22 protein-coding genes and 1 pseudogene are annotated in these 20398 nt (G+C 42.5%); 19 read left to right on the forward strand and 4 right to left on the reverse strand.

Going from position 1 to position 20398, the window contains the following annotated elements; translation table 11 throughout:
- The first annotated feature begins 26 nt into the window (after nucleotides 1–26).
- The 14 genes from JL57_RS03155 to hisIE all read left to right on the forward strand — a co-directional run bounded on the left by JL57_RS03155 (nucleotide 27) and on the right by hisIE (nucleotide 13575).
- Nucleotides 27–482, forward strand: a complete 456-nt coding sequence (locus tag JL57_RS03155) for a pyridoxamine 5'-phosphate oxidase family protein (protein WP_034140605.1) — start codon at nucleotides 27–29, stop codon at nucleotides 480–482.
- Between the two features lie 239 nt (nucleotides 483–721).
- Complete coding sequence (locus JL57_RS03160) at nucleotides 722–2659, forward strand: ATP-binding protein (protein ID WP_034140606.1); 1938 nt, start codon at nucleotides 722–724, stop codon at nucleotides 2657–2659.
- 219 nt (nucleotides 2660–2878) lie between these two features.
- On the forward strand, nucleotides 2879–3181 hold the full coding sequence (locus tag JL57_RS03165) for a YerC/YecD family TrpR-related protein (protein ID WP_034140607.1): 303 nt from the start codon (nucleotides 2879–2881) through the stop codon (nucleotides 3179–3181).
- A 32-nt stretch (nucleotides 3182–3213) separates the two neighbouring features.
- Complete coding sequence (gene hisZ / locus JL57_RS03170; protein WP_034140608.1) at nucleotides 3214–4362, forward strand: ATP phosphoribosyltransferase regulatory subunit; 1149 nt, start codon at nucleotides 3214–3216, stop codon at nucleotides 4360–4362.
- A gap of 546 nt (nucleotides 4363–4908) precedes the next feature.
- Nucleotides 4909–5988, forward strand: coding sequence for a 6-phosphofructokinase (locus tag JL57_RS03180; protein WP_034140610.1), 1080 nt, complete (start codon nucleotides 4909–4911; stop codon nucleotides 5986–5988).
- A 24-nt stretch (nucleotides 5989–6012) separates the two neighbouring features.
- Nucleotides 6013–6495 carry a type I restriction-modification system subunit M N-terminal domain-containing protein gene (locus JL57_RS03185; protein WP_034140611.1) on the forward strand — a complete coding sequence of 161 codons (483 nt, stop codon included), beginning with the start codon at nucleotides 6013–6015 and terminating at the stop codon, nucleotides 6493–6495.
- A 387-nt stretch (nucleotides 6496–6882) separates the two neighbouring features.
- Entirely contained in the window at nucleotides 6883–7563 is a 681-nt protein-coding gene (gene hisG / locus JL57_RS03190) for an ATP phosphoribosyltransferase (RefSeq protein ID WP_034140612.1), read from the forward strand.
- 83 nt (nucleotides 7564–7646) lie between these two features.
- Nucleotides 7647–8927: a histidinol dehydrogenase gene (gene hisD, locus JL57_RS03195; protein WP_034140613.1), complete on the forward strand. Its 1281-nt coding sequence runs from the start codon at nucleotides 7647–7649 to the stop codon at nucleotides 8925–8927.
- A gap of 49 nt (nucleotides 8928–8976) precedes the next feature.
- Entirely contained in the window at nucleotides 8977–10050 is a 1074-nt protein-coding gene (gene hisC, locus JL57_RS03200) for a histidinol-phosphate transaminase (protein WP_034140643.1), read from the forward strand.
- Nucleotides 10051–10087: 37 nt separating this feature from the next.
- Nucleotides 10088–10672 (forward strand): imidazoleglycerol-phosphate dehydratase HisB, encoded by a 585-nt coding sequence (gene hisB / locus JL57_RS03205; protein ID WP_034140614.1) that lies wholly within the window; start codon nucleotides 10088–10090, stop codon nucleotides 10670–10672.
- A gap of 1 nt (nucleotide 10673) precedes the next feature.
- Complete coding sequence (gene hisH, locus JL57_RS03210; RefSeq protein ID WP_034140615.1) at nucleotides 10674–11303, forward strand: imidazole glycerol phosphate synthase subunit HisH; 630 nt, start codon at nucleotides 10674–10676, stop codon at nucleotides 11301–11303.
- A complete protein-coding gene (gene hisA, locus JL57_RS03215) occupies nucleotides 11281–12060 on the forward strand; it encodes a 1-(5-phosphoribosyl)-5-[(5-phosphoribosylamino)methylideneamino]imidazole-4-carboxamide isomerase (protein WP_045691111.1) in 780 nt (259 codons plus the stop codon). The genes hisH and hisA overlap by 23 nt, the downstream gene beginning before the upstream one ends.
- Nucleotides 12050–12823, forward strand: a complete 774-nt coding sequence (gene hisF, locus JL57_RS03220; RefSeq protein WP_034140616.1) for an imidazole glycerol phosphate synthase subunit HisF — start codon at nucleotides 12050–12052, stop codon at nucleotides 12821–12823. Before hisA ends, hisF begins: the two co-directional genes overlap by 11 nt.
- An 80-nt stretch (nucleotides 12824–12903) precedes the next feature.
- Nucleotides 12904–13575 (forward strand): bifunctional phosphoribosyl-AMP cyclohydrolase/phosphoribosyl-ATP diphosphatase HisIE, encoded by a 672-nt coding sequence (gene hisIE / locus JL57_RS03225; RefSeq protein WP_034140617.1) that lies wholly within the window; start codon nucleotides 12904–12906, stop codon nucleotides 13573–13575.
- A 4-nt stretch (nucleotides 13576–13579) separates the two neighbouring features.
- On the opposite strand, the gene JL57_RS33360 is transcribed toward hisIE, so the two are convergent.
- Nucleotides 13580–14182, reverse strand: a complete 603-nt coding sequence (locus JL57_RS33360; RefSeq protein WP_291299634.1) for a hypothetical protein — start codon at nucleotides 14180–14182, stop codon at nucleotides 13580–13582.
- A gap of 98 nt (nucleotides 14183–14280) precedes the next feature.
- On the opposite strand from JL57_RS33360, the pseudogene JL57_RS03235 reads away from it, so the two are divergent.
- A pseudogene (locus JL57_RS03235) lies at nucleotides 14281–14400 on the forward strand (transposase); the annotation flags it as partial.
- Complete coding sequence (locus JL57_RS03240) at nucleotides 14397–15521, forward strand: RNA-guided endonuclease TnpB family protein (RefSeq protein WP_034140618.1); 1125 nt, start codon at nucleotides 14397–14399, stop codon at nucleotides 15519–15521. The pseudogene JL57_RS03235 and the gene JL57_RS03240, both read left to right, overlap by 4 nt.
- A gap of 340 nt (nucleotides 15522–15861) precedes the next feature.
- On the opposite strand, the gene JL57_RS03245 is transcribed toward JL57_RS03240, so the two are convergent.
- A complete protein-coding gene (locus JL57_RS03245) occupies nucleotides 15862–16347 on the reverse strand; it encodes a GNAT family N-acetyltransferase (protein WP_034140619.1) in 486 nt (161 codons plus the stop codon).
- 151 nt (nucleotides 16348–16498) lie between these two features.
- Nucleotides 16499–17803, reverse strand: coding sequence for an aminotransferase class I/II-fold pyridoxal phosphate-dependent enzyme (locus JL57_RS03250; protein ID WP_034140620.1), 1305 nt, complete (start codon nucleotides 17801–17803; stop codon nucleotides 16499–16501).
- Nucleotides 17804–18038: 235 nt separating this feature from the next.
- Here JL57_RS03250 and JL57_RS03255 point away from each other — a divergent pair, with 235 nt between their 5' ends.
- The 3 genes from JL57_RS03255 to JL57_RS03265 all read left to right on the forward strand — a co-directional run bounded on the left by JL57_RS03255 (nucleotide 18039) and on the right by JL57_RS03265 (nucleotide 19856).
- A complete protein-coding gene (locus tag JL57_RS03255; protein ID WP_034140621.1) occupies nucleotides 18039–18704 on the forward strand; it encodes a CoA pyrophosphatase in 666 nt (221 codons plus the stop codon).
- A 387-nt stretch (nucleotides 18705–19091) separates the two neighbouring features.
- On the forward strand, nucleotides 19092–19385 hold the full coding sequence (locus JL57_RS03260) for a hypothetical protein (RefSeq protein ID WP_034140622.1): 294 nt from the start codon (nucleotides 19092–19094) through the stop codon (nucleotides 19383–19385).
- 39 nt (nucleotides 19386–19424) lie between these two features.
- Nucleotides 19425–19856 carry a thioesterase family protein gene (locus JL57_RS03265; RefSeq protein ID WP_034140623.1) on the forward strand — a complete coding sequence of 144 codons (432 nt, stop codon included), beginning with the start codon at nucleotides 19425–19427 and terminating at the stop codon, nucleotides 19854–19856.
- Nucleotides 19857–19863: 7 nt separating this feature from the next.
- Here the strand turns inward: JL57_RS03265 and JL57_RS03270 are convergent, their stop codons facing one another.
- Nucleotides 19864–20367: a nitroreductase family protein gene (locus JL57_RS03270; RefSeq protein WP_291299635.1), complete on the reverse strand. Its 504-nt coding sequence runs from the start codon at nucleotides 20365–20367 to the stop codon at nucleotides 19864–19866.
- Between the last annotated feature and the right edge of the window lie 31 nt (nucleotides 20368–20398).

Below are 20398 nucleotides of genomic sequence, written 5' to 3' on the forward strand. Positions count from 1 at the left end.
CTAAAAAATGAAAAGGGGCAAAAAATATGCGACTGAAAGATAAGGAAATTACTCAACAGAACGAAATGGATGAGATTATGGAGAAAGCTCAGGTGTGTCGATTGGCCGTATCGTATCACGATATGCCTTATATCATCCCAATGAATTTTGGTTACTCTAATCAAGTATTGTATTTTCATTCTGCAGGAGAAGGCTTAAAATTATCGATCCTTCGGGAGAATCCTCAGGCTAGCTTTGAAGTTGATATAAATACTGAGATTGTTCCTAGTGAGCATGGCTGCGATTGGTCGATGAGATATCAGAGTGTGGTTGGTTTTGGCGAAGTAGAATTTATCGAAGGAATTGAAGCTAAGCGCGAGGGAATGACGATCATCATGCAGCACTATTCAGATAAGGTGTCAGTGTTTAAAGATTCGCAGTTAGCTGGTGTAACTCTTTTTAAGCTGAAGATTAACACGATGACAGGCAAAAAATCAGGTTAAGAGTTATAATCATCCACCGGAAGCTTTCGTCAGCGAAGTCTCGATGTTCAGCTTTAGCTGAGCGAGTTTGCTATTTAAAAATAAATAATTTCACAAGAAGGTAATAAGGGGATATTTGTCGAATAAGATCACATTAGTATGTGTTTGTACTCACAAACTACATAAGCAGCTAACATTACTATTAAGGTGTTACTCCCATTCACTAGCAGCAATTTTATGAAGAAAAGTGGTATTGAAAAATGACGACAAATAAAGTCATTGTCGAATTAAAGCAAATGATTGCTAACCAAGAGGCAACTTTAGTAGGGATTCGAGAGGACAACGAAATTTGGAATCAGATTTTCATAGAGAATAGCTGGGGTATGGTAGTGTGTGACGCCAATAGCGGTGAATTGCTCAAAGTGAATCCCCGATATGCCGAAATGCATGGATATTGTGTTGCTGAGTTAATTGGCAAATCAATCTATAAATTTTTATGTGCTCCAGGGCATCAACAGGACTTTCTGCATAAAGGGCTAATACAATATAGTGCCCATTATGGATATAAATCTGTTCATATCAGGAAAGATGGGAGCCTTTTCCCTGTACACATCGAAAATTATGAAGTGACGGTTAACACTCGGTGCTTAAGAGTTATCTCAATATGGGATACTTCTGAAATTGAGCTTAAGAATAAAGAATTAAACCAGTATCGGGAAAGCTTAGAGGAATTAGTTAAATTTCGCACGGATGAATTGGAACACACAAACCAGCAACTCCGAAGTGAAATTATTCAAAAAGAAGCTGCTCAAACAGAACTAGCTAAAGTTAATCAAGATATGATTGATACGCTGGACAGTATGGGTGACTACTTTATAGCCGTTAATCGTCAATGGATTATAACGTTTGCCAATAAAGCTATGAATCTAGCCCGGGAAAAAAATGGTATTAACGAAACGATTGTAGGGACTAATTATTGGGAAACTTACAAACTTGGAAATACAGTAATTACTAGCGCTTGTCTGGACGTAATGAATAAAGGTCAACCTAAACGGATCGATGCGTATGCAAATTTCGTAGGGCATTGGGTGGAAGCTAGTATTTATCCGACCGAGAGTGGGATTTCAGTTTTTTTCCGCAACATAGACGAGAGAAGGAAAAACGAAAAGGCTATCGAGGAAGAGCATTATCGGTTATATTCATTATTTAACAACTTTCCGGGTCTGGTTTATGTGCAAGAGGAAAATTACAAGATACGATTTGCCAACGCGAGCTTTCAAGCTAAGTTTGGTCCATGTATCGACCAACACTGCTTTGAGGTCATTGCGGGGTTGGCTCGGCCATGCCAGGATTGCATGACTCCTATGATTTTTAGGAGCAATACAGCGATATGGAAAGAAATGGTTTTTGATAATCGTATATATGAAGTTTACTCTCAACCGTATATTGATGTAGATGGATCCAGATTGGTCTTCAAGGTACTGATTGACATTACCGTTAGAAAGAGCGCCGATCGAGAATTAGCTCGTTTGGAAAGACTGAACATGGTAGGTGAAATGGCTGCGGGAATCGCCCATGAAGTCAGGAATCCTCTTACTACTGTGCGTGGTTTTCTACAACTCCTTACTACAAAGGACGAGGCTAAACAATATCGTGAATTCTATCATTTAATGATTGGAGAACTAGACCGAGCTAATTTGATTATCACAGATTTTCTAAGTCTAGCTAAAGACAAGTCATCTAATTTTAGTCCAATTAATATTACAGGTGTTGTTCAGACGCTTGCTCCTCTTTTGTCTGCCGATGCAAACAATCAAGACAAAAAAATCGTCCTGGACCTTGTTGAGGTGTCAGACACTCAAGGGAACGAAAATGAACTTAGACAGTTGATCCTTAACTTAGCAAGAAATGGCCTTGAAGCACTGCAAGGCGGTACAACCTTAACCATCCAAACATATCAATTAGATCAACATATTATCCTTAAGGTTAGTGACCAAGGAGGGGGAGTTGACCCTGATATACTTGGAAAACTTGGTACTCCGTTCCTAACAACCAAAGAACAGGGGACTGGACTAGGGCTGGCGATTTGTCAGAGTATAGCAGCACGTCATAAGGCCTCAATTGACTTCGAATCCGATCTGACGGGTACAATAGTCACTGTGAAGTTTCTAGCAATCATTAATAATTTATCCATTTAAAAGATATGCAGAGTACGGGGTACCACTCCCACTTGCAGAAGTGGGATTCTCACGAGTTGGATAAATTCATTAACTTATCGAAGCCGTTGCCACATTATTATGTTGGTAAACGGCTTTTGCAGTTATTAGAAGAATTTTTATACTATAAAAAGCTTGACAATAGACCAGCGCTTTAATAAATTAAAGGGAGACAGTGATATTGTCAAGGAGGGCTAACCGATGTCGAGCGATGAACGTTTACAAAACCCTTTAACAGATGCCTTATTTGAAGCGGTTTTATTACTGAAAAGCAAAGAAGAGTGTTACCGGTTTTTTGAAGACATTGCGACGGTTGCTGAAATTAAGGCTTTAGCTCAGCGTTTAGAGGTAGCTAAAATGTTGCAAAGGAATGAAACCTATACTGCGATAGGGGAAGTGACTGGGGTGAGCACAGCGACTATTAGCCGAGTGAAACGTTGCTTGAATTTCGGGGCGGATGGTTATCAACTGATTTTGCAGCGTTTGCAAGAGCAGAAAGATTAAGTGAAATTTGACATCAGTGAAGGAGAAACATCATGTTAAGAACAAATTTAGGATTGCGCATACCAATGGGGATGCGAGATTTACTACCTGAGGAAGTATTGGTACAGGAGCGTTTAGAAGAACAGATTCTTACCCTTTTTCGACAATGGTCTTATCAAAAGGTGTTAACTCCCACCCTGGAGTTTTCCGCTTGCGTCCAACCAGATGTTGAGCAAGATGATTCCTTATATAAATTTTTTGATCGTAATGGCCATATTCTAACAATGCGTCCAGAACTGACCATACCGATTGCAAGGCTGGTCAGCACCCGTATGCGCGGTGGAGAATTCCCCCTTCGTTTATGTTATGGTGCTGATGTCTATCGAAATACCACAGTCAGGCATAGAGAGTTTCGTCAAGTCGGAGTTGAACTTGTGGGCTCTGACCAAGAATTGGCGGATGCAGAAGTGATTGCTCTTGCGGTAGAAGCTATTGCGGGGTTGGGTCTAAAGAACTATCAGTTTAACCTTGGGCATATGGGAATCTTTAAAGGGCTCATGTTGGAGGCAGGGGTCGAAGAGGGGATTCAAGCTAAGTTGGAAGAAGCTTTAGCACGCAAAGACATGGTAGGTGTGGAAAGTTTGGTCCGCCAAAGTGGGTTGCCCGGACGGGTTCAAGAACTTTTGCTTCATTTGCCCCATTTTCATGGGGGAGAAGAAATTCTTGATGAAGTCCTTGGTTGGAGCGAGCGCCCAGCGATTCGCCAGGCTGTCGAGAGCTTAAGACGAATATATCGGTATTTAAAGGACTTCGGAGTACAGGCAAATGTGTCGCTAGATTTAGGAATACTCCGTGGTTTTTCGTATTATACCGGAGCAGTATTTGAAGGGTATGTTCCAGGAATGGGCTTTCCAGTGGTTGAGGGAGGACGTTATGATGCGTTATATGCTGATTTTGGGGTTCCCCAACCGGCAACTGGGTTTGCTATTCATCTCGGGAATTTATTAGAACAATTCCCGCTTCCGGCTGTAGAGGGCGCGGATGTCTTGGTTTATGGAGCGGATGCAGAGCAGATTATTCGCCAGTGCCAAGTTTTAAGGGCCAGTGGGAAACGGGTTGAAATGGCACTCGGAACCATGGCGTATGAAGAGGCACAGTTGATGGCACGGCAAAAGAATATTAAAGAGATTTTGGGTTGTTAGCTATCGTGATCAAGCGCCATTCGCTTAAAGCATCAACCCCCTGTTCAGACTCTTCCGAGTCTTTCAGGGGGTTGATTCACTATCTATTTCATGATCAAGGCATCTTCGGATGTGCCTAGTCTAAAGGGTATCGTGCTAAGAAGGCATTCGTAAATGGTAGCTGAATCAGATGAAGATGGGGAAGCATTATAATCAGGCGTTAATCATAGTATTTTTTGCGTTGTTTTATGTCACCATTAGTTTGGCCCAGATATTTTCCGGGTGGCTATCCGAAAGGCTGGGGTGGCAATTTTTTATGCTGACAGGTATGCTGATAGCAGCGATAGGACTAGGAATAGTTTCATATTTTGAAGATTTTATGCCTATTGTTATTTTATCCTCTCATATCGAAAGGTTAAACTGTAATAAGGAATTGAAAGTATACTAGTTTGGAAGGAAATCGAGGAAATGTGTGGAATGCTATGAGAATTTCTGAATTCTTTTGCGCTATAGTATTATATAATTAGGTAAGATGGTGTACATACATCTAGATAAAGGGGTGTAACGATGCGTAAGATTGCTGTGCTCACTGGTGGAGGGGATTGTCCAGGGCTTAATGCTGTGATTCGGGCAATTGTTAAGAGTTCTGTTGGATATGGTCTTGAAGTGCTTGGAATCCGTGATGGTTTTCGCGGAGCGGTAGAAGGGGACTTTATGACCCTTGCTTTGAAGGATGTCTCAGGTATTTTACCGCGCGGTGGAACGATTCTTGGAACAACGAACCGTGATAATCCCTTTGCATACCATACGAAAGTAAATGGGGTAGCTCAAACGGTCGATCGATCAGATGATGTGATTCGAAATTTAAAAGAGCAGGGTGTAGATGCCTTACTGGCAATTGGTGGGGATGGAAGTTTGAATATCGCTCTTAAGTTAGCGGATAAAGGACTTTCTGTGATTGGAATTCCTAAGACCATTGACAATGATCTGATGGCTACCGATCAAACCTTTGGTTTTCAAACAGCGGTGGATACTGCCCAGGAAGCCTTAGACCGTTTGCATACCACTGCGGAATCTCATCATCGGGTCATGATTTTGGAAGTGATGGGGCGTTACGCCGGCTGGATTGCGCTATATGCGGGTGTTGCGGGGGGAGCAGATGTCATTCTTTTGCCGGAAATACCCTATAATATCAATCGTGTAGCCTTGTGCATCCAAAAGCGGGCAAAACTTGGCAAGAAATTCAGCATTATTGTGGCGGCTGAAGGTGCAAAGCCCCTTGGCGGGGAAATGGTGGTTGAACGTATGGTTTCGGGACGATTCGATCCCATCAAATTGGGGGGGATCGGTGCTAAAATTGGCAATGACCTCGAGGAACACTATGGGTTAGAAACGCGAGTGACGGTACTCGGTCATCTCCAACGGGGAGGTTCTCCAAATGCGTATGATCGTGTGCTGTCCACTCGCTATGGGGTAGCAGCGGTTGATGCAGCCCTCGAAGAGGAATTTGGCATCATGGTTGCACTTCGAGGTAGAGATATTATACGAGTCCCACTCCATGAAGCGGTTGATCAGATAAAATATGTGCCATTAGATGATCCCGTGTTGTTAGCTGCCCGTACTTTTGGGATGGAGATGGGAGATTGATCAAATCAGATAGGAGTAGAAAAAATGGGTGATAAATTATCTCTAGCTGAGTTTGAACGGTTTCTTAATGATACTTGCGATTCTTTACGTGGAGATAGGGAGGCTGTGGAATTTAAAGAATATGTTATTGCGATTCTTTTTTTAAAGCGCTTAAACGATCGATTTGATCTGGAACGCCAAGTTAGGCATAATAAACTTACAGCAAAGGGCTTATCTCAAAGTCTGATAGAAGAAGATTTAGAAAAAAGGGAATCCTATCGTTTGTTTGTACCCAAGATGGCGCGTTGGGATATCTTAAAACAAGAAAAACAAAACCTAGGTTCCTACTTAACGAAGGCTTTTAAAGAGATTGACGATAAGAATCGGGGGTGTCTAGGACTCTTGAATACTGTCGACTTTAATAAGATTTCTGAAACGGGCAAAAAGTACATCACTGATAATGATTATATTAAGTTAATTGAGGTCTTTGAGAAATTTAAGTTAACGGATGATCACTTAGCTTTTTAAATTTCTGGTTATTCCTAAATATCAAAATCTGAGTTTGTCGAGAGATATATCTTAAGGATATTTGAAAACCAGCTAACTCAGAATTCAAAGAATACTAAAGAATACTAAAGAATACTAAAGGCAGAGAGATTGTCGCCTTGACAATCTCTCTGCCTTTTTCTCGATATGTTTCAGCATCTGAATCACCTGTGTGGCTGAAGTTGCCCGAGAGATTTTCCTTGATTCACTATCTGAGGATTGGAACTTCTATGATTTTTATAATAAGGGGTTGCCAGAGTTAAAGGACCTTGATATAATTAATATGTTAGTACTTTAACTAACTAAAGCGTTAAACGGAATATCTATTTATGATCAAGTTTTTAGGGATATTGGAGAGGGGTTGCCTAGGTGGATAAAGATTTTTTAACGATTGCGTTACCCAAGGGAAAGTTACTAATTGATTCGATTCAATTGTTGAGTCGGATTGGGATAGAATGCAGCCACGTGAATGAAGACTCTCGGAAGCTCTTTTACGATCTTCCGGATAGTAAGGCTAAGATAATTATTTGCCGGCCGACGGATATTCCGACCTATGTAGAGTATGGAGCCGCAGACCTTGGCATGGTTGGAAAGGATACCTTGCTGGAGGAAAATAAGGATGTGGCTGAATTACTGGACCTAAAATTTGGCTATTGTCGCTTTGTAGTAGCCATGCCAGAGGAGAGTGTCCCACCTAAACTTCCAAGTGGCGAGTATGATTTGAGCGTACTGAATCATCAGCGGGTGGCCACGAAGTTTCCGCGGGTGACAGAGACCTTTTTTAGTGGGCTGGGCATGCAGGTAACTCCTATTAAACTTCATGGTAATATGGAGCTGGCTCCGTGTGTCGATCTTGCTGAAATGATTGTCGATATTGTTTCCACGGGCAAAACACTTAAGGAAAATCATTTGCTTGAGGTTGCTCCAATCCTTGAAGCGACCACCCGTTTAATTGCTAACCGGGTTGCCTACCGCATGAAATCTGAGCGAATTCGAGATTTAGTCGAGTGTTTGCGTGGAGAACTTGTCGGAGAGGTTTCGGCAAAGTAGTCATAAAGAAGACCTTAGATTTAAAACAGGAGATGCTACACTATACTAAGTTGATTTGACAAAAAAAGTGAGGGATAAACGTTATGAAGGTTGAGGATTTACAGGATATTGATTTGAGTCGTCTCACTCGGAAATCGTATGGAGATGATGAAACCTTAGATAAACGTGTTACAGAGATCCTCAGGAGGGTTCGAGAAGATGGCGAAGAGGGGATCTTCCAAATGACGGAGGAATTTGATCAAGTTAATCTGCGTCAATCTGGCTTGAGAGTAACTGAAGAGGAAATTCAAGCCGCCTATCAAGCTGTGGAGGCAGATTTCTTAGAAGCTTTGCGGACGGCTAAAAGAAATATCTTAAACTTCCATGAACGCCAGAAGCGAACTTCTTGGCTGGAGCCAGACAGGGATGGGAGTATTCTCGGGCAACTGCTTCTTCCACTCAAGCGCGTGGGGATTTATGTGCCTGGAGGAACGGCTTCTTACCCATCGTCAGTATTGATGAACGCTTTACCGGCTGTTGTAGCTGGAGTGGAAGAGATTGTGATGGTTAGCCCACCTAGAGTGGATGGCACACTTCTACCAGAGGTTTTAGTAGCGGCGGCTGAAGCTGGTGTGACAGAAATTTACAAAGTCGGGGGGGCCCAAGGGATTGCCGCGTTAGCCTACGGGACAGAGTCCATTTCTCCGGTGGATAAAATAACAGGGCCGGGAAATATCTATGTAACCTTAGCCAAAAAGCAAGTCTTCGGAACCGTAGACATTGATATGTTGGCTGGGCCGAGTGAGATCTTAATCTTGGCGGATGAGAGCGGGCGGCCAGAAGAGTTAGCCGCAGATCTGCTCTCCCAGGCTGAACATGATCGCTTGGCCTCAGCGATTATAGTCTCTCCTTCTCGTCAACTTCTCGAACAGACTATCGTCGAAGTGGAGCGACAATTGGAGAACTTACCTCGTGCCGAGATTGCTCGAGCCTCTTGGGAAACCTATGGGGCCGCGATTTTGGTGTCGGATCTGAACGAAGGAATGGATTTGGCAAACCAAATTGCCCCAGAACATTTTGAACTGATCGTTAAGGATACTTACTCTTGGTTAGGAAAAGTCCGAAATGTCGGTGCTATCTTTCTAGGGCGCTTCTCTCCAGAACCCGTCGGGGATTACTTTGCGGGACCCAATCACGTTTTACCGACTGGAGGGACGGCACGTTTTTATTCTCCTCTCAATGTCGATATGTTCATGAAGAAGGTAAGTGTGATCGGGTATTCGGAAGCAGCCCTGCAAAGGGATGCAAAGCAGATCGCCTTACTCGCCCGTAGCGAAGGATTGGAAGCGCATGCCCGGGCTGTGGAAGTACGATTTAGACATTGAATTGATATTAGTTTGTTGCAAAGAAAAAGCGATAAAGGAAGATGTAAAGATGGAAACCAAGTTAAGTAATGTCGAAGGGTTCGTTCGCCCTGAAGTTCGTAAGCTTGTGCCTTATCAAACGAAACATATGCCTGAGTGTATTAAACTAGATGCTAATGAAAACCCCTTTCCTTGGCCTGCGGGTATGCGGGAAGCGTTGTTCAGCCAGGAATTGGCCTTTAACCGCTACCCGGATGGCATGGGTACTGAACTTAAGACGTGTATAGCTAAGTATACGGGAATCTCTTCAGAAGGAATTCTGATAGGGAACGGATCGGATGAGTTAATCCAACTAATTTTACTAACCTTTGGTGGTTTAGGGAAATCTATGATCATCCATCCTCCAACCTTCGGAATGTATCAGATTTATGCACGTTTGACAGAAACCACAGTCGTAGAAGTGCCCTTGTTAAATGGCCTAGACTTGGATACTGAGCAAATGTTAAAGGCAGCACAAGTTCCAGAGGCCCATGTGTGCATTGTCTGTAATCCCAATAATCCCACTGGATCGCTGTTTCCAAGAGAGGAGATTCTCCGACTCGTGCGAGAAAGCGGCAAAATTGTCGTGGTGGATGAGGCCTACGCTGAGTTTGCAGAGGAAACTCTCATTCCTGAAATTGAAAACTATCCGAATTTGGTAATTCTCCGCACGTTTTCTAAGGCCTTTGGAATGGCAGGCCTCCGCTTAGGGTATTTGCTTGGACAACCGCAAACTATTGCCTTAATCAACAGGGTTCGTCCACCGTTCAATGTAAACCTGTTTAGTCAGAAAGCTGGAATTCTATCCTTGGATTACTTAAGTGAGTACCAAGGGCAAATTGAGCAAATCAAGGCAGAAACAAAAAAATTACAAACTGCTTTAAAGCTAGTTCCGGACTTAACCGTTTATCCGACGCGGGCAAACTTTATTCTTTTTAAACCGAATGATCCCGATCGATGGGCTTCGGAATTTCTAAAACGGGGTTTTCTTGTTCGTAACATGGGTATGCTCCCCTCGCTAGGCAAATGCCTGCGCATCAGCGCCGGGCTGCCCGAGGAAAATGAAAGGTTTATCCGAGCAGTTCGAGAGATTAGCGCACTATAAAAAGAAGCGGATTTGTGTATTGAGAGAGGAGCGAATTATGCGAGAAGCTAATATTCAACGGAAAACTAAGGAAACGGAAATAAGTGTGCGCTTAAATCTAGATGGAACAGGAGAATCTCAAGTTAAGACCGGGATTGGTTTTTTTGATCATATGCTGACCGCGTTTAGCCGGTTTGCCTATCTTGATCTCATCATTGAGGCCAGTGGGGATTTAGAGGTGGATGCTCACCATACCATAGAAGACTGCGGGATCGTCTTGGGGCAAGCGCTGAGAGAGGCTTGTGGTGATAAGCGGGGAATTGAACGACTCGGCGAGGCCCTTTTACCTATGGATGAAGCCCTTGTTCAAGTGGCATTGGATCTTTCAAATCGGCCCTATCTGGTTTGGGATGTAAATTGTCAAGAGGGCATGGTAGGTGAGTTTCCCGTTGAAATGGCAGAGGAATTCTTTCGGGCTTTAGCGGTACAGAGTGGACTGACTCTACACGTAAGGCAACTTTCAGGGAAGAATCAACATCATATTATGGAAGCTGTCTTTAAAGGAGTGGGAAGAGCCTTAGGTCTTGCCCTTCGCCAGAACACTCGGTATAGTGGAATACTTTCAACTAAAGGAGTTTTATAAAGTGATAGGCATTGTAGATTATGGACGGGGAAACTTAAGAAGTGTCGAAAAAGCCTTGGAAAAGGTCGGTTTTGAGGCAAGAATTTTAACATCCCCTGAGGATCTGAAGGTCGTGAATGGACTCATACTTCCAGGAGTCGGGGCGTTTGCCGATGCGATGGAGGCTTTAAATCGTGGAGGATGGACTCAGCCTATCATCGAGTTTGCCCGTTCGGGTCGCCCTTTTCTGGGGATCTGTTTAGGAATGCAGATTCTCTTTGAGGTTGGAGAAGAACATGGCGAGCACGCGGGCTTAGGACTCCTAGCGGGCAGAGTCGTTAAATTTCCGCCTGGCGCTAAGATTCCGCACATGGGCTGGAACAGCCTAAGACTCGAACAACCTTCTCGTTTATTAGAAGGGATTCCCAACGAATCCTATTTTTATTTTGTTCATTCGTATTTTGCGCAACCCAGCGAGACTCGTGATATTATAGCGAGTAGTGACTATGGAGTTGTCTTTCCTGCGGTTGTTGGCAAAGACAATGTCTGGGGAGCACAGTTTCACCCAGAAAAATCAAGTCCCTGGGGACTTGAACTGCTTACGAATTTTGGAAAGTGGGTGAATGACAATGTTGCTCTTTCCAGCCATTGATCTAAAAGAGGGGAAAGCGGTGCGCCTGTTACAGGGACGGATGGAGGATTCCACGGTTTACTCCAATAACCCTGTTGACTTGGCTAAAGACTTTGAGAGTCAAGGTGCAGAGTATTTACATATTGTTGATCTGAACGGAGCATTTACTGGCAAACCAGTTAATGATGAGATCATTCTACAGATAGTCGGAAATGTTTCAATGAAGATCCAGGTAGGGGGCGGAATCCGCACAATGGAGCGGATCACTGAGCTTATCGAGTTAGGGGTCGAACGGGTTATTTTAGGGACGATCGCAGTCAAAGATCCGGAGTTGGTTGCCGAAGCAGCGCGTCGCTACGGAAAACGAGTCATTGTGGGCATCGACGCTAAAGAGGGCTTGGTTGCGGTTCAAGGCTGGGCGGAAACAACAGAAATGAGGGCCATAGACTTAGGGCTGGCTATGAAAGGCATGGGAGTCGAGTGTGTGGTCTTCACAGATATTGCTCGGGATGGAATGCTTCAAGGACCTAATATTGAAAGTACCGTTCAGATGGCTCGGGAAACTGGCCTATCCGTGATTGCCTCTGGTGGGATTTCAACCTTGGCAGATCTGCGAAACTTGCAAGCCGAAGCCATTAAGGGAGTCTCGATTGAAGGGGCAATCACGGGAAAAGCACTCTATAGTGGGGCCTTTACCCTGAGAGAAGCTTTGGAGGCCGCAAATTTCACACCACTCGACGGGGTAATGGGGAACGGGGGGGCAGGTCATGTTAAGTAAGCGGATCATTCCCTGTTTAGACGTCCATGACGGACGAGTGGTCAAAGGGACTAATTTTGTGCAGTTGCGTGATGCTGGGGATCCCGTGGAACTAGCGGCCCTCTATGATAGAGAAGGTGCCGATGAGCTGATTTTCCTTGATATTACCGCTTCATCAGATAATCGTGAAACGATGGTTGACGTGGTACGCCGAACGGCCGAGCAAGTCTTTATTCCTTTCACCATCGGAGGTGGGCTACGGACTATTGAGGATATACGCCGTATGCTTAGAGCCGGAGCGGACAAAATTGCCCTCAACACCTCAGCGGTTCAGAATCCACGTCTTATTCAAGAAGGGGCTCATGCTTTCGGAAGCCAGTGCATTGTAGTCGCCATTGATGCGCGAAGCACTGCACCTGGTCAATGGGAAGTGTATATTCATGGGGGAAGAACAGCGACAGGCAAGGATGTCTTGGAATGGGCTGCAGAAGCAGAAGCCCTCGGTGCAGGAGAGATTCTCTTAACCTCCATGGACCGCGATGGAACCAAGGTTGGTTATGAGCTAGAACTAACGAGAGCTGTGAGTAGAGCGGTTTCCCTGCCGGTTATTGCCAGTGGTGGGGTGGGAACGTTAGAGCATTTAGCGGAAGGGTTAACTCTTGGGGAAGCGGACGCCGTTTTAGCGGCATCGATCTTTCACTACAAGGAGTTCAGCATAGAGGAAGCCAAACGGTATTTAGCAGAGCAGGGGATACTGATTCGAAAAACAGGGGGACTGGTGTGACAACAGCCTTGTCTCTGGGGTCAACCACAAACCTCGACTTAGACGAACGATAGATGATGGTACTGAAAGGTAGAGATACAATGGATGCAAATCAAATAGAAACCTTCGATTTATCAGGGATTCGCTGGGACTCCCACGGGCTTGTTCCTGCGATTGTTCAGGATGTGGAGACTAAAGACGTTCTGATGCTCGCTTATATGAATGAAGAGTCCTTGCGCAGAACACTTCGTGAACGCAAGGCCTGTTATTATAGCAGAAGTCGGCAATCCTTGTGGCTGAAAGGAGAAACCTCTGGACATTTCCAGGAGATCGTTGATATCAAGTTTGATTGTGATCAGGATGCTCTGCTCCTGATCGTGCAACAATCAGGGATGGCTTGCCATGAAAACCATTTCTCGTGTTTTCATTATGAATTGACGGGTGAGGGATTTAAAGTCACCGGGAAACCGGAAGAACGACCCGAGCCAACGCTTGGCAGAGCCTTAGAGCTGTTGACAGATGTAATTCACTCTCGAAACTTGGCACGACCGGAAGGGGCTTATACGACGTATCTGTTCGAAAAGGGGATTGATAAGATCCTCAAAAAGGTCGGAGAGGAAAGCGCCGAAGTTATTATTGCGGCTAAGAACGCCGATCCGGAGGAGATCAAATCTGAAGTGTCGGATTTGTTCTATCATGTCTTGGTGATGCTGGAAGAGCGTGGAGTTGGGGTTAAAGAGGTTGGTAAGGAGTTACTAAAGCGGCGAAAATAGGGATTCATATTAAATACTTTACATCAATTTCTAAAGAATCTAAGATCAGTTGTATAACATTTTCTAACTTATCTGGAAAGTCGGCCGTGTCTGTTAAGATGGATACTCTAATGACTTCTTCAGTGTTGTTAATTTTTAACCAATACTCTGTTCCACTAATTAATTCTTGTCCAAATTCGGCAGTCCATTGGGTTATGAATCCATGGTATTGACGTTTTTGAGTAGTATTAACTTTATAGGACCTAAAATCAAAAGGGCTTAAGGCTTTACTAATATTAAGAAAACGTTCTAAATCCTTTAGCTTCCATAACTGTATATACCCCCTGAAACCCCATTCACTATTATCTAAATAGGTACTAAATCGCAGTTCTTCTCCCTTGTCGGGACTAACATATACTTCCGTAGCATCTGGAACTGAAAATTTTAAAATATAGTCCTTTGTATCATATTGCAGAGGAATGTAATCAACCATCGAAGTTTCATAACTCTGAATTGGGATAGAACTATGTTTAATAGTTCTTACCGGGCCTCTGAATAAAAGACTGAGAAATATAAGTACAGCAATAACAAGGGTTGTAGCGATGATGAAAAGCATCTTTTTCCGCATCTAATTGTCCTCCTTTTAACAACGTGCGGCAAGAAGTCTCCCGCCTCTATGCTACCTTGCTCACGATAGTGAGTGCGTAGGCGGGAGATGAATTGCCGCTACGTGAGTCTCTCTGGAAAGAAAACTTTTGGTCAAGAAGTTTTTGCTTGCTTACGACTGGCGGCGCACCTATTGAGGTCATAAAAAGATACATTGAAAATCAAGGTGAGAAGCTATGAATAAAGCGTACAGATATCGACTTTATCCCAGTGCTGAACAAGCGATCCTCATCAATAAAACCTTTGGCTGTGTGCGATTCATATATAATCAAATGCTTGCCAACAGGAAGACTATTTATGAGCAATATAAAGACGACCAAGAAGTGTTGAAGCAGCAAAGGTACTCTCTACCAGCCGATTACAAAAAAGACTTTGAGTGGTTAAAAGAAGTAGACAGTTTGGCCCTTGCTAATGCCCAACTCAATCTAAATACTGCTTATAAGAATTTCTTCCGAGATAAGTCAGTAGGCTTTCCCAACTTCAAACGAAAGCATCGGGATCGAAAATCCTACACAACGAATAATCAAAAAGGAAGTATACGGCTTATCGATAGTAAAACCATTCGATTGCCTAAATTGAAAGATGTCCGAATTAAGCTACATAGACAATTACCCCCAAATTCTATCATTAAATCCGCAACACTTAGCCAAACACCGACGGGTAAATACTACATAGCTATTTTGGTTGAGTTTGAAGCCAAAATAGAATCGATAACACCAACTGTCGAAACAACCTTAGGTTTAGACTATTCATCAAAGTCACTGGTCGTCGATAGTGAGGCAAGAAGCGCTGATTATCCCAGATTTTACCGTAAAGTGGAAGCTAAACTACAGAAAGCGCAACGAAAATTATCCAAACGCTTGAAAGGTGGCAAAAACAGAAACAAACAACGTCAAAAAGTGGCTAAACTCCATGAAAAGGTAGCGAATCAAAGAAAGGACTTTTTGCATAAGGTGTCAAGGCAGATAACCAATGCCTATACCGCTGTTGCAATAGAAGACTTAAACATGAGAACCATAGCGCAATGCTTAAAGCTGGCGAAATCAACGAATGACAATGGCTTTGGAATGCTGAAAACATTTTTGGCATACAAGCTGGCAGAACAAGGTAAGCAGCTGGTCACTATCGATAAATGGTATCCGTCCAGTAAACTTTGCCGTTATTGCAAAAACATAAATATGGAGTTGACGCTGGCAGATAGAACTTGGAGTTGTAAACATTGCGGCTCAAAGATTGATAGAGATATAAACGCCGCAATAAACATCAGAAACGAAGGCTGCCGGATACTGGGTATAGCCTAATACTACAAAGAACCGTTGGGCGAACGGGGATAGCTTGGTAATTATATCGGCATAAGTCGATACGTCCCAAGAAGCCCCCACCTCTTAGGTGGTGGGAGTACGTCACTGCGTCTCACTTATACTCTATTAATATTCTTGTACAACTATTACCAAATGATTTATATGAGCGTCTTGAGCTTATCGAATCTCCATTCATGTAATATTTCATGATAAAAAAATACCCTATAGGTTTGACTTTTCCTGTCAACTCTATAGGGTATTTTTCTATCCGCATAGATTTCTTTAACGGATTAGCGCAGAACTGAAGGTCACTTTCAGACGGAAATAGGAGCAGTTGGAATTAGAAGTAACTAGGGATTAAATCAATATTACAGTTGGATAGCTCATACCATACTTCGTCTTTACAATAGGCCATACAAATACTCTTTTCATATCTTTGTAATTGCAGTGGTAATATTCTAAAGTTCAATTTTTCGTAGAACGTTGGATTTATTTCTGAATACAAAAAAATAATATTATTGTCATCATATACAAGATTAACACATGTTCTTAATAATTCAGTAGCATAACCATTATTACTATGGTTTTGAGGTGTTAAAACAGAGCCTATACCAAAGGCTTTTTTTCCGTTAATTGGCTCTAATTTAAGTACTATTGTAGAACTTACAATCTCTCCGTTTTTCTCTATAACATATCTTTTACCAAATGCATCTTCTTTGCTATTGTCAATACAATATTGTTCGAAAGTTCTATTTTTACTCCATTCCCTATATCCTTGTTCAAAAAGTAAACTTATCTCTTCCTGATTAGCTTGTCTGAAAATCAAAATATTAGCTTCCTTTCTTTCGTTATGATCTTGCCGCTGGATGGTTCATCATAAGTTTCGTCTTCGAACTAAGAATTTGATCTAAGAATTGACACTAACAAGAAAAAAGGTTGAAAAAAATATCTCCAACCTTGACTAATTTGTATTCGTATTACTTAATATTTTTAGCTGACAAGTCTTGGAACCCTTGATAAATTAGGTCAAAGAGTTGTTTGACTTCTTGTTCCTCGACACACGAGAAGGTAACCCGCACATCGTCTTCCCCAAGTGAAATAACCCCTACTCCGTAATGGTCAAGTAGGTGTATTCGCAAGGTTTCGGAATTTACCCCTTTAAGTTTGAGACACATGAAATATCCAGAATTAAAGGGATAATAATCCCATGCATCCTTATATTCTCCATGCTCGAGGACCTCTTTGACTTTATCAGCACGTTTTTTAAGCAGCTCAAATTTAGCTTGTTTTTGAGTTAGGAATTCACTCGATTTAAGGGCATTTATCACAAATGTCTGAGCTGGATGGGAAGAGCTGGAAATTGTACCCCGAATAATCCCTAAAGTCTTTTTTTCCAAAGCATTTAGTACAGCCGGATGCTCAGAGGCGTAGGTAATGAAACCGACACGAAATCCCCACATGTAGTCCTCTTTTGTAGCGCCATCTACCTTTATGGCTAGAATTCTGGGGTGAATATTGGCGATCCGGGCAAACAGAGATTCTTTGATAGAGTCCTCATAAAACAAACCGTAATAAGCATCGTCAGTAATCACGACCAAGTTCATCCCTTGTTGGGCTACTTCCCTTAAGGCTTCAACGATCTCCTTTGCCTCTTCTTCATTCGGCGTATATCCTGTTGGGTTGTTTGGGAAATTAAGTAACAAAACTGCCTTACCTTGGTCTCGCTTGGAAAGCAAGGCTTCTCTCATGGCAGCCGTATTAAAGGCTCCGTCTTTAGTATAGAAAGGAAAGAGTACATTTTTTGCTCCTCTACGAACCCCAAAGATGAAGTTATAATTTCCCCATAATTTGTCGGGTAAAACCAAGGAGTCGTTTTCATTAATAAAAAGATCTGCAACGATACTTAAACCATGGGTTAAAGCATTGGTTACGATGGGATTGCTAAAGGATTTATCCTTTAAAGAAGGATTTTCCTGGAGCATCTTTTCTCGCCACAGTTGCCTTAGCTCGGGTTTTCCAGCAGGGGGGGCATAGGGATATAGGTCTTTGGGACCATAATTGTTTAAGGTTTCCTGGATTAAGGGTAAGAACATCGGTTGGCCATTTTCCGTTGCAATTCCAATCGTAGCATTAAAGCGATAGGCCTTCTGGTTAGCCTCCGCAGTTTGGGTTAAAATCCCCTTAGGGTAATACAAATTCTTACCAAGTTCAGATAACAGTTCATAAACAAAGGGATTTTCTTGTTGTATCTGGTTATTTAAGTCTTGAGCAATCTCATTCATTATTTTTTCTCCCTTGCTGCAAAGTTATATTACTTGTTTTTATGTAGAGTTAGGCAACATAAATTTTACACTATATTGTATATTTCCACCACCAGGTAGTTGCATAGTATATTGTATTATTGCAAAAATTTGCTTTTGGCCTTATTCTAGTATGACCAATTTTTTTTGTAAATGAAGGGATAGTCTGGATTTTGGGCGAATTAACCTACAGACAATTGATAAATGGAGTTGGGACATGAATAAATTGACGCTAGCAGGATTGAAAGAGAAGTTACCAGTAGTTCCAGGTATCAATGGCAAAGAGGAGTATTTTAACTCCGCAGTTATTGTGTTGCTAATGCTGGTAGGCGAAGACTATCATTTTGTATTTGAAAAAAGAGCAGCCAAGATCAGACAAGCTGGAGAGATATGTTTTCCTGGCGGCAAATTTGATCCCGAGCAGGACTTTGATTTTAGAGATACGGCACTAAGAGAAACGGCGGAAGAGTTAGGAATTTCCTCAGATAAGATAACTATTTTGGGTTCACTGGATACGGTTGTTGGCGCGATGGGTACCACAGTGGACGCATTTTTAGGCATAATTGATATATCCAGCTTGGATGATTTAAAAATATGCGTTGATGAAGTAGAAAAAATCTTTACAGTTCCAGTTTCTTTTTTTGTCAATACTGAACCAGAGCTATATAAAGTGAACCACAGGGCACAGCCGTCATATATCAATCAAGCTGGTGAAGAAATTATCACGTTTCCGGCGAAAGAATTAGGACTTCCAGAGCGGTATACGAAGCCCTGGGGAGCAATGATGAGCAATGTTTTTGTTTATAGGGTTGCAGGAGAAACAATATGGGGAATTACTGCACGATTAATTAAGGATGTTACTGCCAAAGTAAAAAGCTTATAGCAAGGCAAGTTGGGGACGGTTCCTGACTTGCATATGGTGGCAATTTTATTTGCAGGCTTTATTTTTTGAATCGCATCTGGTTTAGCAAAGAAAAGAAGGCAAGAGGACAGTCCCCTTGCCTTCTTTTCTTTGCTCCTTCTGGGTCGCAAGCATAATCTTCTTACGGCCTTGTTTAATCGAAATTATTTGTGGAAAGAGGATTATGTTCCGCTATTGGAGAATTCTGAAGTGTTAAGGTTAAAAACCTCATCTCAAGCGTTTGTAAGGTTAACTATTGGGACATTTTAATATGGGGTGACTAGATAACGCATTCAGATAGTGGAGCTTTAGCCGGATATTCAAGATTAGTATCAAAATTAGTATCAAAATGATAGGTAGGTATTTCTTATGTTAACCTTGTCAGCAAAAATAGAATTTGTGAAATTTATGAATGAGAAATTCTTGGGCAAAAACCTAGAAAGTATCGAGGTTTCTAGTGTCATTGATTGTACTGTGGATTTTGGGGTTGTAGAGTATATTGACGTAGCAGATGATAAAGTTTCAGTATGGGGTCCGGAAAGCAGAGTATTTTGGATTAATTTAAACGATGTTCTTGTCGTAGACTACAACCCACGTGAAGAAGGGGTATGCGTGCTGATCGAAGCTAAGAATAAGGTTGAAGTTCGGTTCAAAGTAGTGTAGAGACAATCAAAAAATCAGGTACTTGGAGGAGATTGTGTTATGCTGGATTTAGAAGATTTTCCTGTCCATGTTAAAACACCGATTGCCTGGGGAGAAATGGATGCCTATGGTCACATTAATAACATTATTTATTTGAGATATTTTGAAAGCGCCCGGATCCAATACTTTGAAGAGATCGGGCTAAATGATCTAAAATCCAAGACGGGCGTCGGTCTAATATTGGCGCAAATGACTTGTAAGTATCTCAAGCCGCTGGTATATCCAGATCAAATCATCGTCGGTACGAAGGTAAAGTCAATGGGTCAATCGAGCTTTGTTATGGAGTACATAATTGTCAGTGAAAAATTAGGAGTAGCTGCTACTGGAGAAGGGGTAATCGTCATTTTCGATTATAATAATTCCAAAAAGACGGAATTACCTTTGGCCACCAAGGAAGCTATCGAAATGATAGAAAAGGAAAAACCCTATTAAAGCGATATTAACGCCAAGTGACCAGTGGGGCATTCCGATTTGGGATACGAAAATATCCGTACTGTGGGTAGCCAAGCATGACAGCACCAAAACACTTATGTCCTGCGGGCAAACCTAAGGCTTTAGTAAGAGGTGCATAAGTATTGGCGGCCGAGGTAAGGTAGCCTGCCCAGCAGGTGCCGAGCCCTTTTGAAAAGGCATAAAGCTCCATATAAGTTAGAGCGATCACGCAGTCAGATGGTGCAGAGGGCAGATTGGCTTGAGAATGGGCCATAATAAGGTGAGGTGCACCATGTAGGATGCGGTCCTCGCCATTTTCCCAGCTTAAGACCAAACGCTGCATTCGTTTTACTGTAATTTCATCAGGGATCTGCTTTACCATTAGCTTTACCCAATCGATCACAAGGAATGACGACTCTTGAAGTTTGGTTGTGTCTTCAAAGACTGTCCAGTGTACTTGTTGTTTATTACTTCCTGTTGGTGTGAAAGACTCATCGAAATGAGCGGACATCGTGGTGGTAGATTCTCAAAAAAACTTTCCT

This window comes from Desulfosporosinus sp. BICA1-9 (assembly GCF_000802135.1).